This is a genomic window from Brevundimonas sp. Leaf168 (assembly GCF_001423685.1).
Taxonomy (GTDB): Bacteria; Pseudomonadota; Alphaproteobacteria; order Caulobacterales; family Caulobacteraceae; genus Brevundimonas; species Brevundimonas vesicularis_C.
On the sequence record NZ_LMOY01000009.1, the window covers coordinates 286,440 to 304,921 of the forward strand.

The following is an 18,482-nucleotide window of genomic DNA, read 5'->3' on the forward strand; positions in this document are numbered from 1 at the left end:
CGGCTTTTCCTTCGCCCGGCAAGGGCGAGGGAAGTCGCTAATGTCCTCGACACATAGCCGAATAAGAAAAGTCCCCGGCTGCGAGCAACCGGGGACTTTTCATACGGGGCTGAGCTGTGGCCTACGGCGTGAAGTCGATGGTGCGTTCGAAGGGAGCATCGACAGCACGGCCACGATCCATGATCGGCGTGACCTCGGCGCCGTTCATCAAGGCCAAGGCGGCTTCGCCAAAGCCCATGCCCGGACGGCTTTCTTCCAGGACGACGCAGTCGGTGACGTGGCCCGACGCCAAGGCGGTACAACGCAGGCGCACGCTGAAACGTTCGGTACTCTGGGCCTTGGGCGAGACGGCGCGTTCGATGGCGGGTTGAGGCGCGCTGTACAGGGCCGCGTCCTTGAGCAGCGGTCCGGTCGGGGCGCCCATCAGGGCCGTCATCAATGTCAGGCTGAAGGTCAGTGTCATGGCAGGCCTCGTTCGTCTTCTATTAAGATTTGAACGAGATCTCCGTTCCCCGAACTTTCAAAAACGCGCGGGTGTGTGCGGCACACCACACTTCGATTTCTCTGCCGAAGTCAGAATGGCCGCAAGCTGGACTGTTGTTCTTGGCACAGGGTCTTCAGCCACGAACGCACGGTGCGCAGACGCGCGGTGTCGTGGACGTCGCGGTGGGTGGCTAGCCAGAAGCGACGTTCGATCAGGATCGACGGCAGCACGCGCACCAGACCCTGCGCCAGGAAGCACGGCAGGACGCCGACGCCGCCCCCGGCGGCGATGATCTCACGCTGCGCCCGGATCGACGACGAGGCGACGTGGGGCGCGAGGCCCGGCTGGACTTCGTCGAGATAGCGCAGCTCGGGCGCATAGATCAGATCGTCGATATAGCCGACGATGTCGAAGCGGCTCAGGTCATCGACGGTGTTCGGAACCCCGTTGCGTTGCAGGTGATCGGGCGAGGCGTAGAGGGCCAGCTGATACGGCGTCAGCGGCTCGACGATCAGGCGTGCGGCATGCGGCGCGGCCAGGGTGATCGCCATGTCAACCTCTCGGCGCGTCGGCGACAGGAAGCCGGAGGTCGCCGCCAGTTCGATCCTGAGGCCCGGATGGGCCAGACGCAACGCGGGCAGGGCGGGGGCCATCAGGGTGACGCCAAACCCCTCGGACGCACTGACGCGCACGACGCCGGCGGGCGCGTCGGGCTGGGTCACGCGGCCGGCGGCCTCCATCGCGCTTTCGGCCTCCAGACCGATATCGAGGAGCTGGGCGCCGGCGGCGGTCAGCTGAAGGCCGGTGGTCGAGCGGACGACCAGGGTGGATTTCAGCGCGCTTTCCAGCCGGGCGACCCGACGCCCGACCGTGGCGGCGTCGACGCCCAACCGCTGCGCCGCGCCGCCCAGCGAGCCTGCGCGCGCCGCGGCGATGAAGATGCGAAGATCGTCCCAGTCGTACATGGCCGTCTAGTCATCTTGCAAAAACGCAGAATGTTGCCTGCAACTTTGCATTATCGACCCGCGCGCTGGGGTGATAGCCATAGTCGCAACAAAACAACCAACAGGGACACCCAGGCCATGCGCGACATTCGCCACTTCATCGACGGTGCGGCTTTCGACGGCGCGTCCGGCCGATTCAGCGACGTGTTCAATCCCAACACCGGGGATGTACAGGCTCGCGTGCAACTGGCGACGACAGGTGAGGTCGATCGTGCGGTCCAGGCGGCGCAGAACGCCTTTGACGGTTGGGCTTCGACCAATCCCCAGCGCCGCGCCCGCGTCATGTTCGACTTCAAACGTCTGGTCGAGGCGCGGATGGACGAACTGGCCGAACTGCTGTCCAGCGAGCACGGCAAGGTCATCGCCGACTCCAAGGGCGACATTCAGCGCGGCCTGGAAGTGATCGAGTTCGCCTGCGGCATCCCGCACGCGTTGAAGGGCGAATACACTCAAGGCGCCGGCCCCGGCATCGACGTCTATTCGATGCGTCAGCCGCTGGGCGTGGTGGCGGGCATCACCCCGTTCAACTTCCCGGCCATGATCCCGATGTGGATGTTCGGCGTGGCCATCGCGGTGGGAAACACCTTCGTGCTGAAGCCGTCCGAGCGTGATCCGTCGGTGCCGGTGCGTCTGGCCGAATTGATGCTGGAAGCCGGGGCGCCGAATGGCGTGCTGAACGTCGTGCATGGCGACAAGACGGCGGTCGACGCCATCCTGACCCATCCGCTGGTTCACGCTGTCAGCTTCGTCGGTTCGTCCGACATCGCCCACTATGTCTATCAGACGGGCGCCGCCAACCATAAGCGCGTCCAGGCCATGGGCGGCGCCAAGAACCACGGCATCGTCCTGCCCGACGCCGACATGGATCAGGTGATCAAGGATCTGTCCGGCGCGGCCTATGGCTCGGCGGGCGAGCGCTGCATGGCGCTGCCGGTCGTGGTGCCGGTCGGCAAGAAGACCGCCGACGAACTGCGCGAGCGGATGGTCGCCGAAATCCCCTCGATGCGGGTCGGCGTCTCGACCGATGCGGGCGCCCACTATGGCCCCGTCGTCACGGCTCAGCATCGCGAGCGTGTCGCGGGCTGGATCGAAAAGGGCGTGCAGGAAGGCGCTGAACTGGTCGTCGACGGCCGCGACTTCAGCCTGCAAGGTCACGAGGAGGGCTATTTCATCGGCCCGTCGCTGTTCGACCATGTGAAGCCCGAGATGTCGTCGTATCAGGAGGAAATCTTCGGTCCGGTGCTGCAGATCGTTCGCGCCGAGACGTTCGAGGAGGCGCTGGCCCTGCCGTCGAACCACCAATACGGGAACGGCGTCGCCATCTTCACCCAGAACGGCCGCGCGGCGCGCGACTTCGCCGCCCGGGTCAACGTCGGCATGGTCGGGATCAATGTGCCAATCCCGGTGCCGGTCGCCTACCATACCTTCGGCGGCTGGAAGCGTTCGGCCTTCGGCGACATCAACCAGCACGGCATGGAGGGCGTCCGCTTCTGGACCAAGACCAAGACCGTGACGGCCCGCTGGCCGGACTCGGCGCTGGAGCATTCGGACAGCTCGTTCGTCATTCCGACGATGCGCTGAGGCCGACATGGATTTTGCTCTCAACGACGATCAGCGCGCCATTCAGGACGCCGCCCGCGCCTTTTCCGACGCCGAACTGGCGCCCCATTCGGCCCGCTGGGACGAGGACAAGCATTTCCCCGTCGAGGTGATGAAACAGGCGGCCGAGATGGGCTTCTGCGGCATTTACACCGGCGAGGAGCACGGCGGCATGGCCCTTGGCCGGGTCGAAGCGGCGGTGATTTTCGAAGAGCTGTCGCGCGGCGACGTGGCGACGGCGGCCTTCATCTCGATCCACAACATGGCGACGTGGATGATCGATCGCTTCGGGTCGGACGATCTGCGCGGCCGGTTCGTGCCGTCGCTGGTCGGGATGGACAAGATCGCCAGCTACTGCCTGACCGAACCGGGCTCGGGGTCGGATGCAGCGGCGCTGCGGACCACGGCCGTGCGCGACGGCGACCACTATGTGCTGAACGGGTCCAAGGCCTTCATCTCCGGCGCGGGCACGTCGGACGTCTATGTCGTCATGGTCCGCACGGGCGGCGAGGGGCCAAAGGGCGTTAGCGCGATCGTGGTCGAGGCCGGCACGCCCGGCCTGTCGTTCGGCGCGCAGGAAAAGAAAATGGGCTGGAACGCCCAGCCGACCGCCATCGTCCAGTTCGACGACTGTCGCGTGCCGGTCGTCAACCTGCTGGGCGAAGAGGGGGCGGGCTTCCGCTACGCCATGGCCGGGCTGGACGGCGGGCGGCTGAACATCGCCGCCTGTTCGCTGGGCGGGGCGCGGCTGGCGCTGGAGACGGCGCAGGAATACGTGACGACGCGCAAACAGTTCGGCCGTCCCATCGGCGAGTTCCAGGCGCTTCAGTTTCGCCTTGCCGACATGGCCACGGACCTTGAGGCGGCCCGGCTGATGGTGCTGCGCGGAGCCTGGGCCATCGACAACGATCACCCGGAAAAGACGAAGTGGTGCGCCATGGCCAAGCGCCTGGCCACCGACGCCTGTTTCCAGATCGCCGACGAGGCCCTGCAACTGCACGGCGGCTATGGCTATCTGAAGGACTATCCGCTGGAACGGATCGTGCGCGACCTGCGGGTTCATCGCATTCTGGAAGGCACCAACGAGATCATGCGGGTGATCATCGCACGGGAGATGACCAAGTGAGCGACGCCGAAGTCATCACCCGGATTGAAAACGGCGTCGGTCGCATCACTCTGAACCGACCCAAGGCGATCCATGCGCTGAACCGGGCGATGTGCGAGGCGATGACGGAGGCGCTGCTGGCCTGGCGTTCGAATCCCTCCATCTCCTCCATACTTATTGACCACGCCGGCGAGCGGGGCTTTTGCGCGGGCGGCGACATTCGCATGATCGCCGAAAGCGGTGCGGGCGATGCGTCGGAGGCCAAGGCCTTCTTCCTTGCCGAGTACCGGCTGAACCACCTGATGTTCGACTATCCCAAGCCGATCATCGCCATCGTGGACGGCATCGTCATGGGCGGCGGGGTTGGCATTTCCGAGCCGGCCGACATTCGTGTGGCGACCGAGCGCACCACCTACGCCATGCCCGAGACCGGGATTGGCCTGTTCCCCGACGTGGGCGGCGGCTGGTTCCTGCCGCGCCTGCCGGGACAGACCGGCGTCTGGCTGGCGCTGACAGGCGCGCGGCTGAAGGCGGCGGATACGGTGGCCCTGGGCATCCACACGCACTTCGTGCCCGCTGATCGCGTCGAGGCGCTGAAGGCCGATCTGATGGGCGAGACCGCCGATCCGTCGTCGGTCGTGGCGCGCCACGCCGGGGACGCGGGGCCTGCACCGCTGTCGGCCCACCGCGAGGCCATCGACCGGCTGTTCGCCTTCGAGACGGTTGAGGAGATTTTCCAGGCGCTTGAGGCGAACGGCTCGGACTGGGCGCTGAAACAGCTGGAAACCCTGAAGACCAAATCGCCACAGTCGCTGAAGGTCTCGCTGCGCCAGATCCGTACGGGCGCAACGCTGAACAGCTTCGCCGAAAATATGGCGATGGAATACGCCCTGGGCGGCCGCGTGGTGCGCACTCACGACTTCCAGGAAGGCGTGCGGGCTGTGATCGTGGACAAGGACAATGCGCCAAAATGGTCCCCGGCGGACCTGTCGGGCGTTACCGACGAGACGCTGGATGCGCTGTTCGCGCCTTCGCCGGACAATGAAAAATGGACGCCGCTGGCCTGATCACGGCGCCGACAAAGGGAGAGACACCATGACCAAGATCGCCTTCATCGGCTTGGGCAATATGGGCGGCGGCATGGCCGCGAACCAGGCCAAGGCGGGCCATGCGGTCGCCGCCTTCGACCTGTCGGCGCAGGCGCTGGAACGGGCGGGAGCGGCGGGTTGTGTCGCAGCCGGATCGGTCGCCGAGGCGGTCAAGAACGCCGAGGTGGTCATCACCATGCTGCCGGCCGGGCCGCACGTGCTGAAGGTCTATTCCGAACAGATCATCGGCGCGGCGCCGTCGACCGCCTTGCTGCTCGACTGTTCGACCATCGACGTCGAGACGGCGCGCAAGGTCGCCGGTCTTGCCAAATCGGCCGGCTACGCCTTTGCCGACGCGCCCGTGTCAGGCGGCACCGCGGCGGCGGATGCGGGCACGCTGGCCTTCATGGTGGGCTGCGACGAGGGCGACTTCGACCGCGTCGAGGCAGCGCTGGAGCCTATGAGCCGCATCACAATCCGCGCCGGCGACCATGGGGCGGGGCAGGCGGCCAAGATCTGCAACAACATGCTGCTCGGCATATCCATGCTGGGCGCCTGCGAAGCCATCGCCTTGGCGGAAAAGCTGGGTCTGGATCCCGAACGGTTCTTCGAGATCGCGTCCAAGTCTTCGGGTCAGTGCTGGAGCGTTACCAGCTACTATCCCTGGCCGGGTCCGGTGCCGACCGCGCCGTCGAACCGCGACTATCAGGGCGGGTTCGCCACGGCCATGATGTTGAAGGACCTGAAGCTGGCTCAGGACGCAGCGGCGAAATCCGGCGCTTCAACGCCGTTGGGCGCACAGGCGGAGGCGCTTTACGCCCTGTTCGACGGGATCGGGCACGGCGGCCGCGATTTCTCCGCCATGCTGCAGATGCTGCGCGGCAAGCTGGATGAGCTTAACCCGGCATAGATTCGTCTTTCGCATCGTGATTGCGGCCCGCGCAGCTTCGGCGGCGCGGGCCTTTTCGTATGAGGCCGCGTTCGCGACTCGGGTCGCCGGCTGTTGGTGCGACCAAGGCGCGCGCCCGGCGCGTTCGCCTTATTCCGTTCGTCGGAGTGTGCCTGTGAAGAGCGCAGTCAAAGCAGCGACTTAGCTATCCTTACGCCGTGCGCCTTCTCTGCCAGAAATCGAAAATCGCCTGAAATGTGGCTGAAAGGCGCTTGCGGGGCACATTGCTCCTGTGTCATGTAACCGCTTACATCGCTTATCGACGGATCTTCGAAAAGGGGCCGGGACGATAGGGAGCAGGGAGAATTCGATTGGACATGGCCGCGCCTAGCGCTGCGTCTGCACGGCAGGAGGGCCAGCCCTTCGCCAAGGCCGCCACCATGCGCGACGTGGCTGAACGCGCCAATGTGTCGGTTGCTTCTGTCTCTCGTGTGTTGAACGGCTTGGGCGTGACCTCGGACGCGACGCGCCAGCGGGTGCTCGATGCGGTCGAGGACCTTCGCTATGTCCCGCACTTCGGCGCCCGCAGCCTGTCGACCAGCAAGAACGACACGATCGGCGTCATCCTGCCCGACCTGTTCGGCGAGTTCTTCTCCGAGCTGATCCGGGGCATGGACCTGGCCGCCCGCGCCCACGGCAAGCATCTGATCGTCTCCAGTTCGCATGACGGCGCGGAAGACACCTTGGCGGCCGTGCGTTCGATGCGCGGGCGCGTGGACGGCATGATCGTGCTGTCGCCTTACCTGGGCGCGGCGAACCTGTCGTCAGAGTTCGCCGGTCGGATGCCGGTCCTTCTGATGAACGGCGGCGCGGCCGAGCCGGGCCGGGCGTCCATCATGATCGACAACCACGGCGGCGCCGTCGGCGCGGTCCAGCATCTGCGGTCCACTGGCCGCAAGCGCATCGCTCACATTCGCGGCGCCGCCGGCAACATCGAGGCGGACACGCGTGCGGCCGGCTATACGGCGGCGCTGGACGGTCATGACCCGATCATCGTCGAGGGCGACTTCTCCCAAGCCTCGGGCCATCGCGCGGCGACCCAGCTTCTGGCCATGACAGAGCGGCCTGACGCCGTCTTCGCCGCCAATGACATGATGGCCGTCGGCGCCCTGTTGGCCTTCCAGGAGGCCGGCGTGCGCTGCCCCGAAGACATCGCCGTCGTCGGCTTCGACGACGTGCCTATCGCCGCCCTGATGCGGCCCGCGCTGACCACCATGCGCGTCAACATCGCGGAAATCGGCCGAAGGGGCGTCGAACGCCTGATCGGTTTGGTCCAGTCCGGCCAGAGCGCCGACGCCACGGACACCGCTTGCGAAATCGTTCGGCCGATCCTGGTCGAACGCCAGTCCACCGCGGCGGCTACGTCCGCCAGGTTCAACAAAGGGTAGGCCAGCCATGTCGCTGAAAACCGATCCCATCAGGAGGGGAGAGCTCAGGATGACCCAGTTCAACACGCGTAAGGCCGCGACACGTCAGGTCGCCTTGGCCGCCGCATCGGCGCTTGCCATCAGCATGGCGGTCGTCGGCGGCGCGCAGGCGCAGAATGCAACGACGACCCTGCGCGGCGCCGTCTATGACGGCCAGACCGTCGAGACGGGTGCGACGGTCGTCGCGACCGAAGTCTCTACCGGATATGCGACGCGCGCGCGCGTGGGCGCCGATGGTCGCTATGTTCTGTCCGGCCTTCGCCCTGGCACCTATCGCGTGCAGGTCACCAGCGCGGACGGCCAGACGGCGGAAGAAACCGTGACCCTGTCGCTGGGTCAGGTCGGCACGTTGAACCTGGATGTCGCCGGAGCGACGACGACGGCCGCCACCGACGGCGCGACCGAGCTGGGCGACATCGTCGTCACCGGCCGCCGCGTCTTCGAGGTGCGTACGCCCGAAGTCGCCACCAACGTGACCCAGCAGCAGATCAACAACCTGCCGCAGATCAGCCGGAACTTCCTGAACTTCGCCGCCCTGGCGCCCGGTCTTCGCGTGACCGAGGACGACACCGAGCGGACGATCTCGGCCGGCGGTCAGACCGCTCAGGCGATCAACGTCTTCATCGACGGCCAGAACCGCAAGTCGCTGATCAACGACGGCGGTGTCGCCGGGCAGGACGACAGTCGCGGCACGCCGTTCCCGCAGGGCGCTGTGCAAGAGTTCCGCGTCATCAGCCAGAACTTCAAGGCCGAGTACGAACAGGCCGGTTCGGCCATCATCACCGCCGTCACGCGCTCGGGCACGAACGAGTTTCACGGCGACGTCTTCGCCTACTATCAGGATCCCGGCTGGATCGCTCAGGACGTGATTTCGGAGCGTCGCGGCGACGCCAAGGCGCCTCTGAAGCGAATCCAGTATGGCGCCAGCCTGGGCGGCCCGATCATCCAAGACCGGTTGCACTTCTTCGGCGCCTATGAGCGCAAGGACGAAGAGCGCATTTCGCAGTCCTTCCTAAACCGCACCGAATACACCAGCTTCTTCGCCAACGACCTGGGCACGACCTCGACGCCATATGAGCAGGACGTCTTCTTCGGCAAGCTGTCCTGGCAGATCAACGACCGTCAACGCCTGGAGTTGAGCAGCGAGTACAAAACGGAAGAAGATATCCGCGGAGCCAGCGGCCAGAATGCGCCCAGCCGCGCGGCGCGTAACAACGGCGAGAATATCGCCTTCAACCTGCGCCACCAGTATCAGGGCGATCGCTTCCTGAACGAGTTCGCGATTGATTACTTCACGTCCAGCTATGAACAGTCGGTGATCAACGGATCCGACTATGGACGCCAGTACGTCATTTTCCGCGACGACAGTGCAGCGACGCCGGGCTTCCAGTATAACTTCAACAACCGCGACTCCACCGTGTTCACAGCCGGCGGGCGGGCTGATGCTCAGTTCCTCGAGCAGAAAAGCACCACGATCCGTAATGATCTGACCATTCCGGATCTAGAATGGATGGGTACGCACACGATCAAGATCGGTGCGAAATACTCGATGCAGAACTATTTCGTGCAGAAGGATTTCGGGCGTAACCCCACCTTTACCTACGACATCGAAGCCCGTCCCGAGATCAATGGCAGCCGCGATATCCCTGTCTCGGTTGACTTGGGCGTCGCCGTTCCGCCTGCAGACGTCGATAACAACGTTCTGGGCCTCTACATTCAGGACGACTGGCAGATCACCTCCAAGCTGGAGCTGAACCTCGGCATTCGTTGGGATTACGAGGACAATGCGGTCAACAACGACTACCGCACGCCCGATTCCATTCGCAACATGCTGGCCGCGATCCAGAACCTGCCGAACTACGACTTCCCGTCGTATTTCAATCCCGCGGATTATATCTCCGATGGTGATCGCAAGGCCTTCAAAGGTGCGTTCCAACCGCGCTTCGGCTTCTCCTACGACGTCTTCGACGACGAGCGGACGGTCATCTTCGGCGGCGCGGGCCGTTATTACGATCGTATCGGCTTCAACTTCGCGTTTGACGAGCGGTTCAAGCCCTTCCAATTCAACAAGAGCATCTACTTCTCGAACACCGGCGGGCCTCGTGGCGGTGTCCAGACGATCGCCTGGAACCCGATCTACCTGACACCGCAGGGCCTTGATCCCTTGCTGGCGGCAAGCCCGGGCGCCGGCGAAGTCTTCCTGGTTCAAAACGACTTCGAGCCGCCGCGCACCGATCAGTTCAGCTTGGGCGTGCGCCAGAAGATCGGCATGTTCCAGACGGCGCTAACGCTTGCAGCCGGCAAGACGAGAGGCGAATCCAGCTGGTACATCGCCAATGCACTCACGGAAACGGGCGGACGGTTCAACGGTCCGACGCCGGGATCGGTAGGCTTCCCGCAGTTCCGCAACCTGATCTTCTTCCAGAACACGGACAAGGAGCGCGACTACAAGGCGATCTACTTCACGGCCGACAAGCCCTATAACGCCGAAGATCGTTGGGGCGTGAACATCGCCTATACCTATATGGACGCAACCCAGAACGGCAGCCGCGACTCCGGCTACGGCGCCTTCGACTTCGATTACAATGTGCCCGGACAGTCGCCTGAGTTCCCGTCGAACACCGACGAGACGCATCGTATCGTGGCGTCCGGCACCATCGGTCTGCCGGCGGACTTTCTGCTGTCAGGTATTGTCACCTTGGGTTCGGGCCTGCCCTACACCGTGTTCGACTGCCCGAACGCTCCCGCCGGCGGCCCGAATATCTGCTGGAATGGCGGTCGTCCTGACAAGCGCGCCTTCTTGCCCGGTCTGAACTTCGCCTATCGCCAGATCGATTTGCGTCTGACGAAGGGCTTCGAAGTCTATGGCGGTCAGAGGGTGGAGTTCATCGTGGATGCGATCAACATCTTCAACTTCACCAACTACAAGTCCTTCGATCAGGGCTTCAACAGCCCGCGCTTCGGCATGGGCACGGAACAGTATCTGCCGACCCGCAGCTTCCAGGTCGGCCTGCGTTACTCCTTCTAAATCCTGAGCCTGGGCCGCCTTTCGCTTGTCGAAAGGCGGCCTTTCTTTTTCGATTGAGACCCAGTGAGCGTGCCCATGAATCGTCGAAACTTCCTGATGCGGACCACCACAGGCGCGGCGGCTCTGGCCGTTGGATTTCCGGTGATGGCGGCGGCGCAGCAGGCGGCGGCGACGGGGGCGGTCAATGGGACGCAGAGACGGCCGATGCGGCTTGATCAGGAGATCGAGGAGCTACAGGAGCGGACGTTCCGCTGGTTCGAGAAGGTCACGGATCGCAAGACCGGCCTGACGCCGGATCGCTGGCCGACGCCGTCGTTCTGTTCGGTGGCGGCGGTCGGGTTCGCCCTGACCTGCTGGCCGGTGGGCGTCGAGCGCGGCTGGATGAGCCGGGCGGAGGCGCGAGAGCGAACCCTGACGACGCTGCGCTTCTTCCATGACCTGCCGCAAGGTCCGGAGGCCAGCGGCACGGCGGGATACAAGGGCTTCTTCTACCACTTTCTGGATATGGAGACGGGGCTTCGCTACCGGACCAACGAACTGTCGACGGTCGATACGGCGCTGCTGATCGGCGGCATGTTGTTCGCCGCCCGCTACTTCGACGGCCGTCATGCCGACGAGGCGGAAATCCGTCAGAAGGCCCAGGCTATCTACGAACGGATCGAATGGCCGTGGGCTGTGATCCGCGACAACCGCATCACCATGGGCTGGCACCCCGAGAGCGGCTTCATTCCGTCCGACTGGCACATCTACAACGAAGGCATGCTGGTGCTGCTGCTGGCCATCGGCAGCCCGACCCATCCGGTGTCGGTCAATGTGTGGCACGAATGGGCGGCCAGCTATGACGAGAGCTGGACCGATCGCTGGGGCAGCTGGCACCTGAACTTCGCCCCCATCTTCGGGCACCAGTACAGCCATATGTTCATCGACTTCCGCGGCATTCAGGACGCCTGGATGCGCGGGCAGTCTGCCCAACTGGGCGAATACCTCGACTATTTCGAAAACAGCCGCCGCGCCGTCTACGCGCAGCAGAAATACGCCCACGACAACCCCGGCGGCTGGGCCGGCTATTCATCTGAGGTCTGGGGCCTGACGGCCTGCGACGGGCCGGGCGATTTCAAACAGATCATCGACGGCAAGGAGCGCGAGTTCTTCAGCTATTCCGCGCGGGGTCCGGGCGAGCGCGACGACGGCACCATCGCGCCGACGGCAGCGGCCAGCTCCATCGCCTTCGCGCCCGAGATCGTCGTGCCCTGCGTCAAGGCGATGAAGGCGCGCTATGGCGCGGGCGTCTATACCGAGTGGGGCTTCCTCGACAGCTTCAACCCGACCCTGACGATGCGCGACGGGCCGCTGCAGCACGGCACGATCGTGGACGGCGTGGGCTGGGTGGATGGCGACTATCTGGGCATCGACCAGGGGCCGATCGTCATCATGACCGAGAACCACAGGTCCGAGTTCGTCTGGCGCTATATGCGCGGCGAGCCAAATATCCGCCGCGCGCTCGACATCGCGGGCTTCACCGGCGGCTGGATGAACGGATGAGTTTGACGGCGCCCAAGCCCCATCTTGATCGACGTGGCGCGCTGGCCCTCATGGCGGGAGGGGCGGCTGCGGCCTGCACCCCGCGCCGCGACGGCGAGATCGTGCTGCGCTTCTGGGCCATGGGCAATGAGGGCGGGACGGTGGGCCAGTTGATGCCTGAGTTCGAGCGCCGCAATCCGGGCGTCCGCGTCTCGGTCCAGCCCCTGCCGTGGACGGCCGCGCACGAAAAGCTGCTGACCGCCTATGCCGGGGCCTCGCTGCCGGACGTCAGCCAGATCGGCAATACCTGGGTGGCGGAGCTGACCGCCATCGGCGCCCTGTCGCCGACCCCGCCCGAAGCCGCGAACCTGTTGACCGATCAGTTTCCGGCGGTGCTGGAGACAAACGAGATCGCCGGCCGCGTCATGACCACACCCTGGTATGTCGACACACGGCTTTTGTTCTATCGCAAGGATCTGCTGGCGCTGGCCGGCTTCGACGCGCCGCCCGAGGACTGGGCCGAATGGAAGCGGGCCATGCATGCGATCAAGCGTGTGGCCGGCGGCGACAACTACGCCATCCTGCTGCCGCTGAACGAGTTCGAGCAACTACTGACCTTCGGGCTTCAGATCGATGAGCCGCTGCTGAGGGATCGGGATACGCGCGGAAACTTCTCCAACCCCGGCTTCGTCGCAGCCCTGGCCTTCTATCGCAGCCTGTTCGCCGAGCAGTTGGCGCCGTTGGCCTCGTCGACGCAGATTTCCAACGTCTGGACCGAGTTCGCCAGGGGCTATTTCAGCTTCTACTTCTCCGGCCCGTGGAGCGTGGGCGATTTCCGCAGCAAGCTGCCCGCGTCGTTCCAGCCGAACTGGGCCACCGCGGGCGTGCCGGGCCCGAACGGCCTGGGCGCCTCGGCGCCGGGCGGGTCCAGCCTGGCGGTATTCAAATCCTCCCCGCATCAGGAGGCGGCCTGGGCCCTGGTCCGCTATCTGTCGGAGCCGTCGGTGCAGGCCCAGTTCAACACCATCGTCGGCGATCTGCCCGCACGTCAGAGCGCCTGGGACATCGCGGGCGTAGAGCGCGACCCGATGCTGGCGCCGTTCCGGGGCCAACTGGCGCGCGCCAAGGCCGTGCCCAAGGCGCCGGAATGGGAGCGGATTGTGACAGAGATGCAGATCGTCGCCGAACGGATGGTGCGCGGCGAATACACGCCCGAGGCCGCCGCCGCCGAAATCGACCGTCGCGCCGACCGCCTGCTGGAGAAGCGTCGCTGGATGATCGAACAGGGCAGGGCCGTATGACCGTCGCCGATCCGACCTTGGCCAGAGTGAAGCCATCGCGCGGACGCGGCGCCCGCGAACGGGCCGCCTGGGCCTTCGTCGCCCCGGCCATGCTCGCCGTCGGCCTGTTCTTCGCCATTCCGGTGATCGCGGCCCTGCTGCTCAGCCTGACCGACTTCGACATCTACGCCCTGGAGAACCTGGACAATCTGCGTTTCGTCGGCCTGCAGAACTATGAGCGGCTGCTGACCAACCCGCTGTTCTGGGGGGCGATGAAGAACACCCTAACCTTCGCGGTCCTCGGCGTGCCCCTGTCCATCGCCGCGTCCCTAGCGGCGGCGGTGATCCTGAATGCGAGAGTCGTGAAGTGGCGGCCGATCTGGCGGGTCATGTTCTTCGCCCCCTATGTCACCACCCTGGTCGCGACGGCCGTGGTATGGCGCTATCTGCTGCACACCCGCTACGGCGTCATCAACTGGGGGCTGGAAAGCATCGGCCTGCCGGCCGTGGACTGGCTGGGCGATCCCTCGACCTCGATCCCCGCCATCCTGATGTTCGTGGTCTGGAAGATTTTCGGCTACAATATGCTGATCTTTCTGGCGGTGCTTCAGACTGTGCCGGACGACCTGTACGAGGCCGCGCGCATCGATGGCGCCGGCCCGTGGAAGCAGTTCCGCCATGTCACTTTGCCGGCCATTGCGCCGACCATGCTGCTGGTCTCGATTATCTCGGTCGCCAGCTTCTTCCAGCTGTTCGCCGAACCCTATGTGATGACTCAAGGAGGCCCGGCCCAGAGCACGGTGACAGTGCTCTACTTCATGTACGAAGAGGGCTTCAAATGGTGGAATCTGGGCTCCGCCAGCGCCGTCGCCTTCGTCCTGTTCCTGTGCATCCTGGCGATCACCCTGGTCCAGCTGGCGGTCGCCAAACGGGTGGGGGCGTATCAATGAAACTCCGCGCCATCCTGCTCAATCTGGCTGTCGGCCTCATCGCCATCATCGTCCTGTTCCCGTTGGTCTGGATGGTGTCGGTCAGCTTCATGGCGACCGGCGAGGCGGCGGTCTTCCCGCCGCCGCTGCTGCCATCGCACTGGACGTTGGAGCACTATCGCGACCTGTTCCTTAACCAAGGCATGGGGCGGTATCTCTGGAACAGCTTCGCCCTGGCGACACTGGCGACCATCCTGGCGCTGGGGTTCACGGTTCCGGCCGGCTACGCCTTCGCCAAGCTGAAGTTCGCCGGGCGTGAGCGGCTATTCCAGTTCCTGGTCGCCGCCCTGGTGGTGCCGGCCCAGATCGGCACCCTGCCGCTGTTTCTGATGCTGAAGTCGATGGGCCTCGTGAATACCTACGCCGGCGCCCTGGTGCCGTGGCTGGCATCCATCTTCGGCCTGTTCCTGGTGCGCCAGTATGCGCTGAGCATTCCCGACGAGATGTTGGAGGCTGCGCGGATCGACGGCGCCAGCGAGGGCCAAATCTTCCGCCGCGTGGTCCTGCCGACCTTGCAACCGATCATCGTGACCCTGGGCCTGTTCGTCTTCCTGGGCAGCTGGAACGACTTCCTGTGGCCCCTGATCATCCTGACGGATCAATCGAACTATACCCTGCCGGTCGCCTTGGCAGCCCTGTCGCGCGAGCATGTGCAGGACATCGAACTGATGATGGCCGGCGCTGTCGTCACGGTCGCGCCCGTGCTGATCCTCTTCCTCGCCCTGCAACGCTACTACATCCGCGGCATGCTCGCGGGCAGCGTGAAGGGCTGACCAGAACTGCGAGTTTCGATGCGTAATCTCCTGCTGGCCGCCGCCTCGGTCCTGACCCTCGCCCTGGCCGCGCCCGCCATCGCCCAGGAAACGCGCGTTCTCGACAGCATGGACGATGCGACGCGGTGGGAGGCCAGCGCCTCGACCGACGTTCACGCCGCCGTCTCCGACGTCGCCGGCCATGACGGGAAAGCGGTGCGGCTCGACTACGATTTCGGCGGCAAGGCAGGTTATGCGGTGCTCAGCCGGCCGCTGCCGTTCGACCTGCCCGAGAATTACGAGATCAGCTTCTGGGTGCGCGGCGCCGGGCCGACCAATACCTTCGAGGTCAAGCTGACCGACGCCTCGGCCGACAATGTCTGGTGGAAGCAGACGGCGCGCTACGACTTTCCCGACGGCTGGACCCGGTTCGTGATTAAACGCCGTCAGGTCTCCAAAGCCTGGGGACCAAGCCCTGAAACCATCCTGCGTCGCGCCGAGCGGGTCGAGTTTGTCGTGGTCGCGGCCGAGGGCGGCAAGGGCTCGGTCGAGATCGATCAACTGATCCTGCGCGCCCTGCCGGTCGATCCGCCGGTCCCGCCTCAACCGGTCGCCAGCGATGGGCAGGCGGATTCGACCGCCGCCAACGCCGTCGATCTGGACCTGAAGACGGCCTGGACCCCGCCGGTGGACGAGGCGTCGGCCCTGACATTGGACCTAGGCTACGAGCGCGAGTTCGGCGGTCTGACCCTGCGGTGGGGCGAGCGGGGGGCGGCGAGCGACTATCGCGTTTCGGCCTCGATCGACGGGCGCGACTGGCGCGAACTGGCGACGGTCACGAGCGGCAACGGCGGCGTCGACTGGCTGAGAACGCCCGAGGCGACGGCGCGCTGGCTGAGACTGGAACCGCTGAAGCCCGTCCCGGCGCCGAACGTGGTCGGTTCGTCCGGCGCGGGCCAGCGGCTGGGCGCGGCCCAAGCCACGACCTACGCGCTGAACGAGATCGAGGTCGAACCGCTGACGTTCGGCGCAGACCCCACGGTGTTTCTGGAAGCCGTCGCCAAGGAAAACCGGCGCGGTGTTTATCCGCGCGGCTTCTCCGGCGAGCAGCCCTACTGGACCCTGGTCGGTGTCGATGGGGGTGGCGAGAGCGGCCTGATCGGCGAGGACGGCGCCATTGAACTGCGCCGCGCCGGCCCCAGTATCGAACCCTTCGTGGTCGACAACGGGCGGCTGATTACCTGGGCCGACGTCAATATCGAACAGGGGCTGAAGGACGGCGACCTGCCGATCCCGTCGGTGACCTGGACCGCCGACGACTGGACGTTGAAGATCACCAGCTTCGCCGATGGTCCGGCCGATCAGGCGCAGCTCTGGGGCCGTTACGACCTGACCAACACTTCCAGCCGGCCGCGCACCCTGACCCTGGCCCTGGCGGCGCGCCCGATGCAGGTGAATGCGCCGCGTCAGTTCCTGGCCATTCCAGGCGGGGTCAGCCCGGTGGAGACGATCGCCTGGGACGGCGCCGCACTGAAGCTGAACGACACGGTGCGGGTGCAGCCGTTGGCGGCTCCGGATCAGGTTGCGCTGGCGACCTTCGATGCCGGCAGCGATCCGCAGTCCCTGATCCTGCCGTCCGCGCGCCGACCGGCCGCCGAGGTCATGGCGACGACCGACGCCACAGGTCTGGCCGCCGGCGCCTTGACCTATGAAATCACCCTTCAACCCGGCGAGACCCGTACGGTCGGCTGGGTGTCGCAACTGTCCGGCGAGGACCTTGCGCCAGAGCCGTTAGGTCAGGCGGCTGCGGTTCTGGATACGGTCGAGGCGCGGCTGGCCGGCGAATGGCGCGAAAAGCTGGACCGTGTCGAACTGACCCTGCCGCCCGCCGCCCAGCGGATCGAGCACGCGCTGAAATCCTCGCTGGCCCATATGCTGATGTCCCGACAGGGGCCGATCCTGCAACCCGGCACCCGCAGCTACAACCGCTCCTGGATTCGCGACGGCGCCATGATGGCCGAGGGGCTGAACCGGCTGGGCATGGCCGAGCATTCGGCCGACTATCTGCGCTGGTACGCGCCCTATGTGTTCGAGAACGGCAAGGTGCCGTGCTGCGTTGATGCGCGCGGCGCCGACCCGGTGCCCGAGAACGATAGCCACGGCGAGTTCGTCTTCCTGGCCGTCGAGACCTATCGCTACACCAAGGACGAGGCCCTGCTGCGCCAGGTCTGGCCGCAGGTGCAGAAGGCGATCGCCTATATGGACGAACTGCGCGCCTCGACCCGGACGGCGACCTTCCAGGCGCCGGATCAGCGGCATCTCTATGGCCTGCTGCCGCCGACGATTAGCCACGAGGGCTATTCGGACAAGGCGGCCTATTCCTACTGGGACGATTTCTGGGGCCTGCTGGGCTACAAGGACGCGGTCTTCATTGCCGAGACGCTGGGCGATGCGGAGGCTGCCGCTCGCTATGCGGCGGCGCGGGATCAGTTCGCCGCCGAAATCCGCGCGTCGATCACGGCGACGGCGGCCCATCATGGCATCGACTGGATCGCGGGCGCTGCGGACCGGGGCGATTTCGACGCCACCTCGACCACCATCGCCCTGTCGCCTGCGGGCGAACAGGATCATCTGCCGCCCGAACTTCTGGCGCGAACCTTCGACCGGTATTGGGAAAACTTCCAGAACCGCCTGACTAACCGCACGGCGTGGAAGGACTACACGCCCTACGAATGGCGGCTGGTCGGCGCCTATGTGCGGCTGGGTCAGAAGGACCGCGCGCTGGATGTGCTGGATTTCCTGATGGCCGACCGCAGGCCCAAGGCCTGGAACGGCTGGGCCGAGGTGGTGGGGCGGGAAAAGCGCGAGCCGCGCTTCATCGGCGACATGCCGCACGCCTGGATCAGCTCCGACTATATCCGCTCGGCGCTCGATCTGTTCGCCTACGAGCGGGACCGCGATCAGGCTCTGGTGCTGGCGGCCGGCGTGCCGGAGGCGTGGCTGGACACCGCGGAGGGGGTCGGTGTGCGGGATCTGCGCACCGCCTATGGGCCGCTGACCTACGCCTATCGCAAGGAACGGCGCGGCTATGTGCTCACCCTGGGCGACGACGCGACGCCGCCGGGCGGCTTTGTGCTTCAGTGGGCGGCGGGACAGGGGCGGCCGGAGCGCGTTCGGATCGACGGCCGTGCGGCGACGTGGTCGGGCCACGAGCTGGTCATTCCCGCAGGGGCGCGGCGGGTGGAACTGCGCTGAC

Annotated in this window: 13 protein-coding genes; 11 read left to right on the top strand and 2 right to left on the bottom strand. The window is 65.6% G+C overall.

From position 1 onward, the window contains the following. Positions 1-121: 121 nt before the first annotated feature. Both ASF81_RS10435 and ASF81_RS10440 read right to left on the bottom strand, forming a co-directional pair. Positions 122-463 (bottom strand): TonB family protein, encoded by a 342-nt coding sequence (locus ASF81_RS10435; RefSeq protein WP_055808342.1) that lies wholly within the window; start codon positions 461-463, stop codon positions 122-124. A 110-nt stretch (positions 464-573) separates the two neighbouring features. Next, the gene (locus ASF81_RS10440) at positions 574-1,449 is read right to left on the bottom strand and encodes a LysR family transcriptional regulator (RefSeq protein ID WP_055808345.1); all 876 of its coding nucleotides are present in this window, start codon (positions 1,447-1,449) and stop codon (positions 574-576) included. A 117-nt stretch (positions 1,450-1,566) separates the two neighbouring features. On the opposite strand from ASF81_RS10440, the gene ASF81_RS10445 reads away from it, so the two are divergent. The 11 genes from ASF81_RS10445 (at position 1,567) to ASF81_RS10495 (ending at position 18,481) form a co-directional block, all read left to right on the top strand. Further along, a complete protein-coding gene (locus ASF81_RS10445; RefSeq protein WP_055808347.1) occupies positions 1,567-3,069 on the top strand; it encodes a CoA-acylating methylmalonate-semialdehyde dehydrogenase in 1,503 nt (500 codons plus the stop codon). 7 nt (positions 3,070-3,076) lie between these two features. Further along, a complete protein-coding gene (locus ASF81_RS10450; protein WP_055808349.1) occupies positions 3,077-4,213 on the top strand; it encodes an isobutyryl-CoA dehydrogenase in 1,137 nt (378 codons plus the stop codon). Continuing rightward, positions 4,210-5,259 (top strand): enoyl-CoA hydratase/isomerase family protein, encoded by a 1,050-nt coding sequence (locus ASF81_RS10455; protein WP_055808351.1) that lies wholly within the window; start codon positions 4,210-4,212, stop codon positions 5,257-5,259. The genes ASF81_RS10450 and ASF81_RS10455 overlap by 4 nt, the downstream gene beginning before the upstream one ends. Beyond that, the gene (mmsB, locus tag ASF81_RS10460) at positions 5,234-6,190 is read left to right on the top strand and encodes a 3-hydroxyisobutyrate dehydrogenase (protein ID WP_235559310.1); all 957 of its coding nucleotides are present in this window, start codon (positions 5,234-5,236) and stop codon (positions 6,188-6,190) included. The genes ASF81_RS10455 and mmsB overlap by 26 nt, the downstream gene beginning before the upstream one ends. 356 nt (positions 6,191-6,546) lie before the next feature. Beyond that, the gene (locus tag ASF81_RS10465) at positions 6,547-7,617 is read left to right on the top strand and encodes a LacI family DNA-binding transcriptional regulator (protein ID WP_200932941.1); all 1,071 of its coding nucleotides are present in this window, start codon (positions 6,547-6,549) and stop codon (positions 7,615-7,617) included. Between the two features lie 49 nt (positions 7,618-7,666). Continuing rightward, on the top strand, positions 7,667-10,684 hold the full coding sequence (locus tag ASF81_RS10470; RefSeq protein WP_055808355.1) for a TonB-dependent receptor: 3,018 nt from the start codon (positions 7,667-7,669) through the stop codon (positions 10,682-10,684). A gap of 75 nt (positions 10,685-10,759) precedes the next feature. Continuing rightward, positions 10,760-12,226, top strand: coding sequence for a glucoamylase family protein (locus ASF81_RS10475; RefSeq protein WP_055808357.1), 1,467 nt, complete (start codon positions 10,760-10,762; stop codon positions 12,224-12,226). Next, positions 12,223-13,506, top strand: coding sequence for a sugar ABC transporter substrate-binding protein (locus ASF81_RS10480; RefSeq protein WP_200932942.1), 1,284 nt, complete (start codon positions 12,223-12,225; stop codon positions 13,504-13,506). Before ASF81_RS10475 ends, ASF81_RS10480 begins: the two co-directional genes overlap by 4 nt. Next, positions 13,503-14,435 carry a carbohydrate ABC transporter permease gene (locus ASF81_RS10485; RefSeq protein WP_235559311.1) on the top strand — a complete coding sequence of 311 codons (933 nt, stop codon included), beginning with the start codon at positions 13,503-13,505 and terminating at the stop codon, positions 14,433-14,435. The genes ASF81_RS10480 and ASF81_RS10485 overlap by 4 nt, the downstream gene beginning before the upstream one ends. After that, the gene (locus ASF81_RS10490; RefSeq protein WP_055754970.1) at positions 14,432-15,247 is read left to right on the top strand and encodes a carbohydrate ABC transporter permease; all 816 of its coding nucleotides are present in this window, start codon (positions 14,432-14,434) and stop codon (positions 15,245-15,247) included. The genes ASF81_RS10485 and ASF81_RS10490 overlap by 4 nt, the downstream gene beginning before the upstream one ends. A gap of 18 nt (positions 15,248-15,265) precedes the next feature. Then, positions 15,266-18,481 carry a discoidin domain-containing protein gene (locus ASF81_RS10495; RefSeq protein WP_055808359.1) on the top strand — a complete coding sequence of 1,072 codons (3,216 nt, stop codon included), beginning with the start codon at positions 15,266-15,268 and terminating at the stop codon, positions 18,479-18,481. The last annotated feature ends 1 nt before the right edge of the window (position 18,482 follow it).

Coding starts and splice junctions, on each gene's coding strand:
- ASF81_RS10480 (WP_200932942.1), top strand. CDS start 12,223: ATGAGTTTGACGGCGCCCAAGCCCCATCTTGATCGACGTGGCGCGCTG.
- ASF81_RS10485 (WP_235559311.1), top strand. CDS start 13,503: ATGACCGTCGCCGATCCGACCTTGGCCAGAGTGAAGCCATCGCGCGGA.
- ASF81_RS10450 (WP_055808349.1), top strand. CDS start 3,077: ATGGATTTTGCTCTCAACGACGATCAGCGCGCCATTCAGGACGCCGCC.
- ASF81_RS10435 (WP_055808342.1), bottom strand. CDS start 463: ATGACACTGACCTTCAGCCTGACATTGATGACGGCCCTGATGGGCGCC.
- ASF81_RS10490 (WP_055754970.1), top strand. CDS start 14,432: ATGAAACTCCGCGCCATCCTGCTCAATCTGGCTGTCGGCCTCATCGCC.
- ASF81_RS10445 (WP_055808347.1), top strand. CDS start 1,567: ATGCGCGACATTCGCCACTTCATCGACGGTGCGGCTTTCGACGGCGCG.
- mmsB (WP_235559310.1), top strand. CDS start 5,234: ATGAAAAATGGACGCCGCTGGCCTGATCACGGCGCCGACAAAGGGAGA.
- ASF81_RS10495 (WP_055808359.1), top strand. CDS start 15,266: ATGCGTAATCTCCTGCTGGCCGCCGCCTCGGTCCTGACCCTCGCCCTG.
- ASF81_RS10440 (WP_055808345.1), bottom strand. CDS start 1,449: ATGTACGACTGGGACGATCTTCGCATCTTCATCGCCGCGGCGCGCGCA.
- ASF81_RS10475 (WP_055808357.1), top strand. CDS start 10,760: ATGAATCGTCGAAACTTCCTGATGCGGACCACCACAGGCGCGGCGGCT.
- ASF81_RS10465 (WP_200932941.1), top strand. CDS start 6,547: ATGGCCGCGCCTAGCGCTGCGTCTGCACGGCAGGAGGGCCAGCCCTTC.
- ASF81_RS10470 (WP_055808355.1), top strand. CDS start 7,667: ATGACCCAGTTCAACACGCGTAAGGCCGCGACACGTCAGGTCGCCTTG.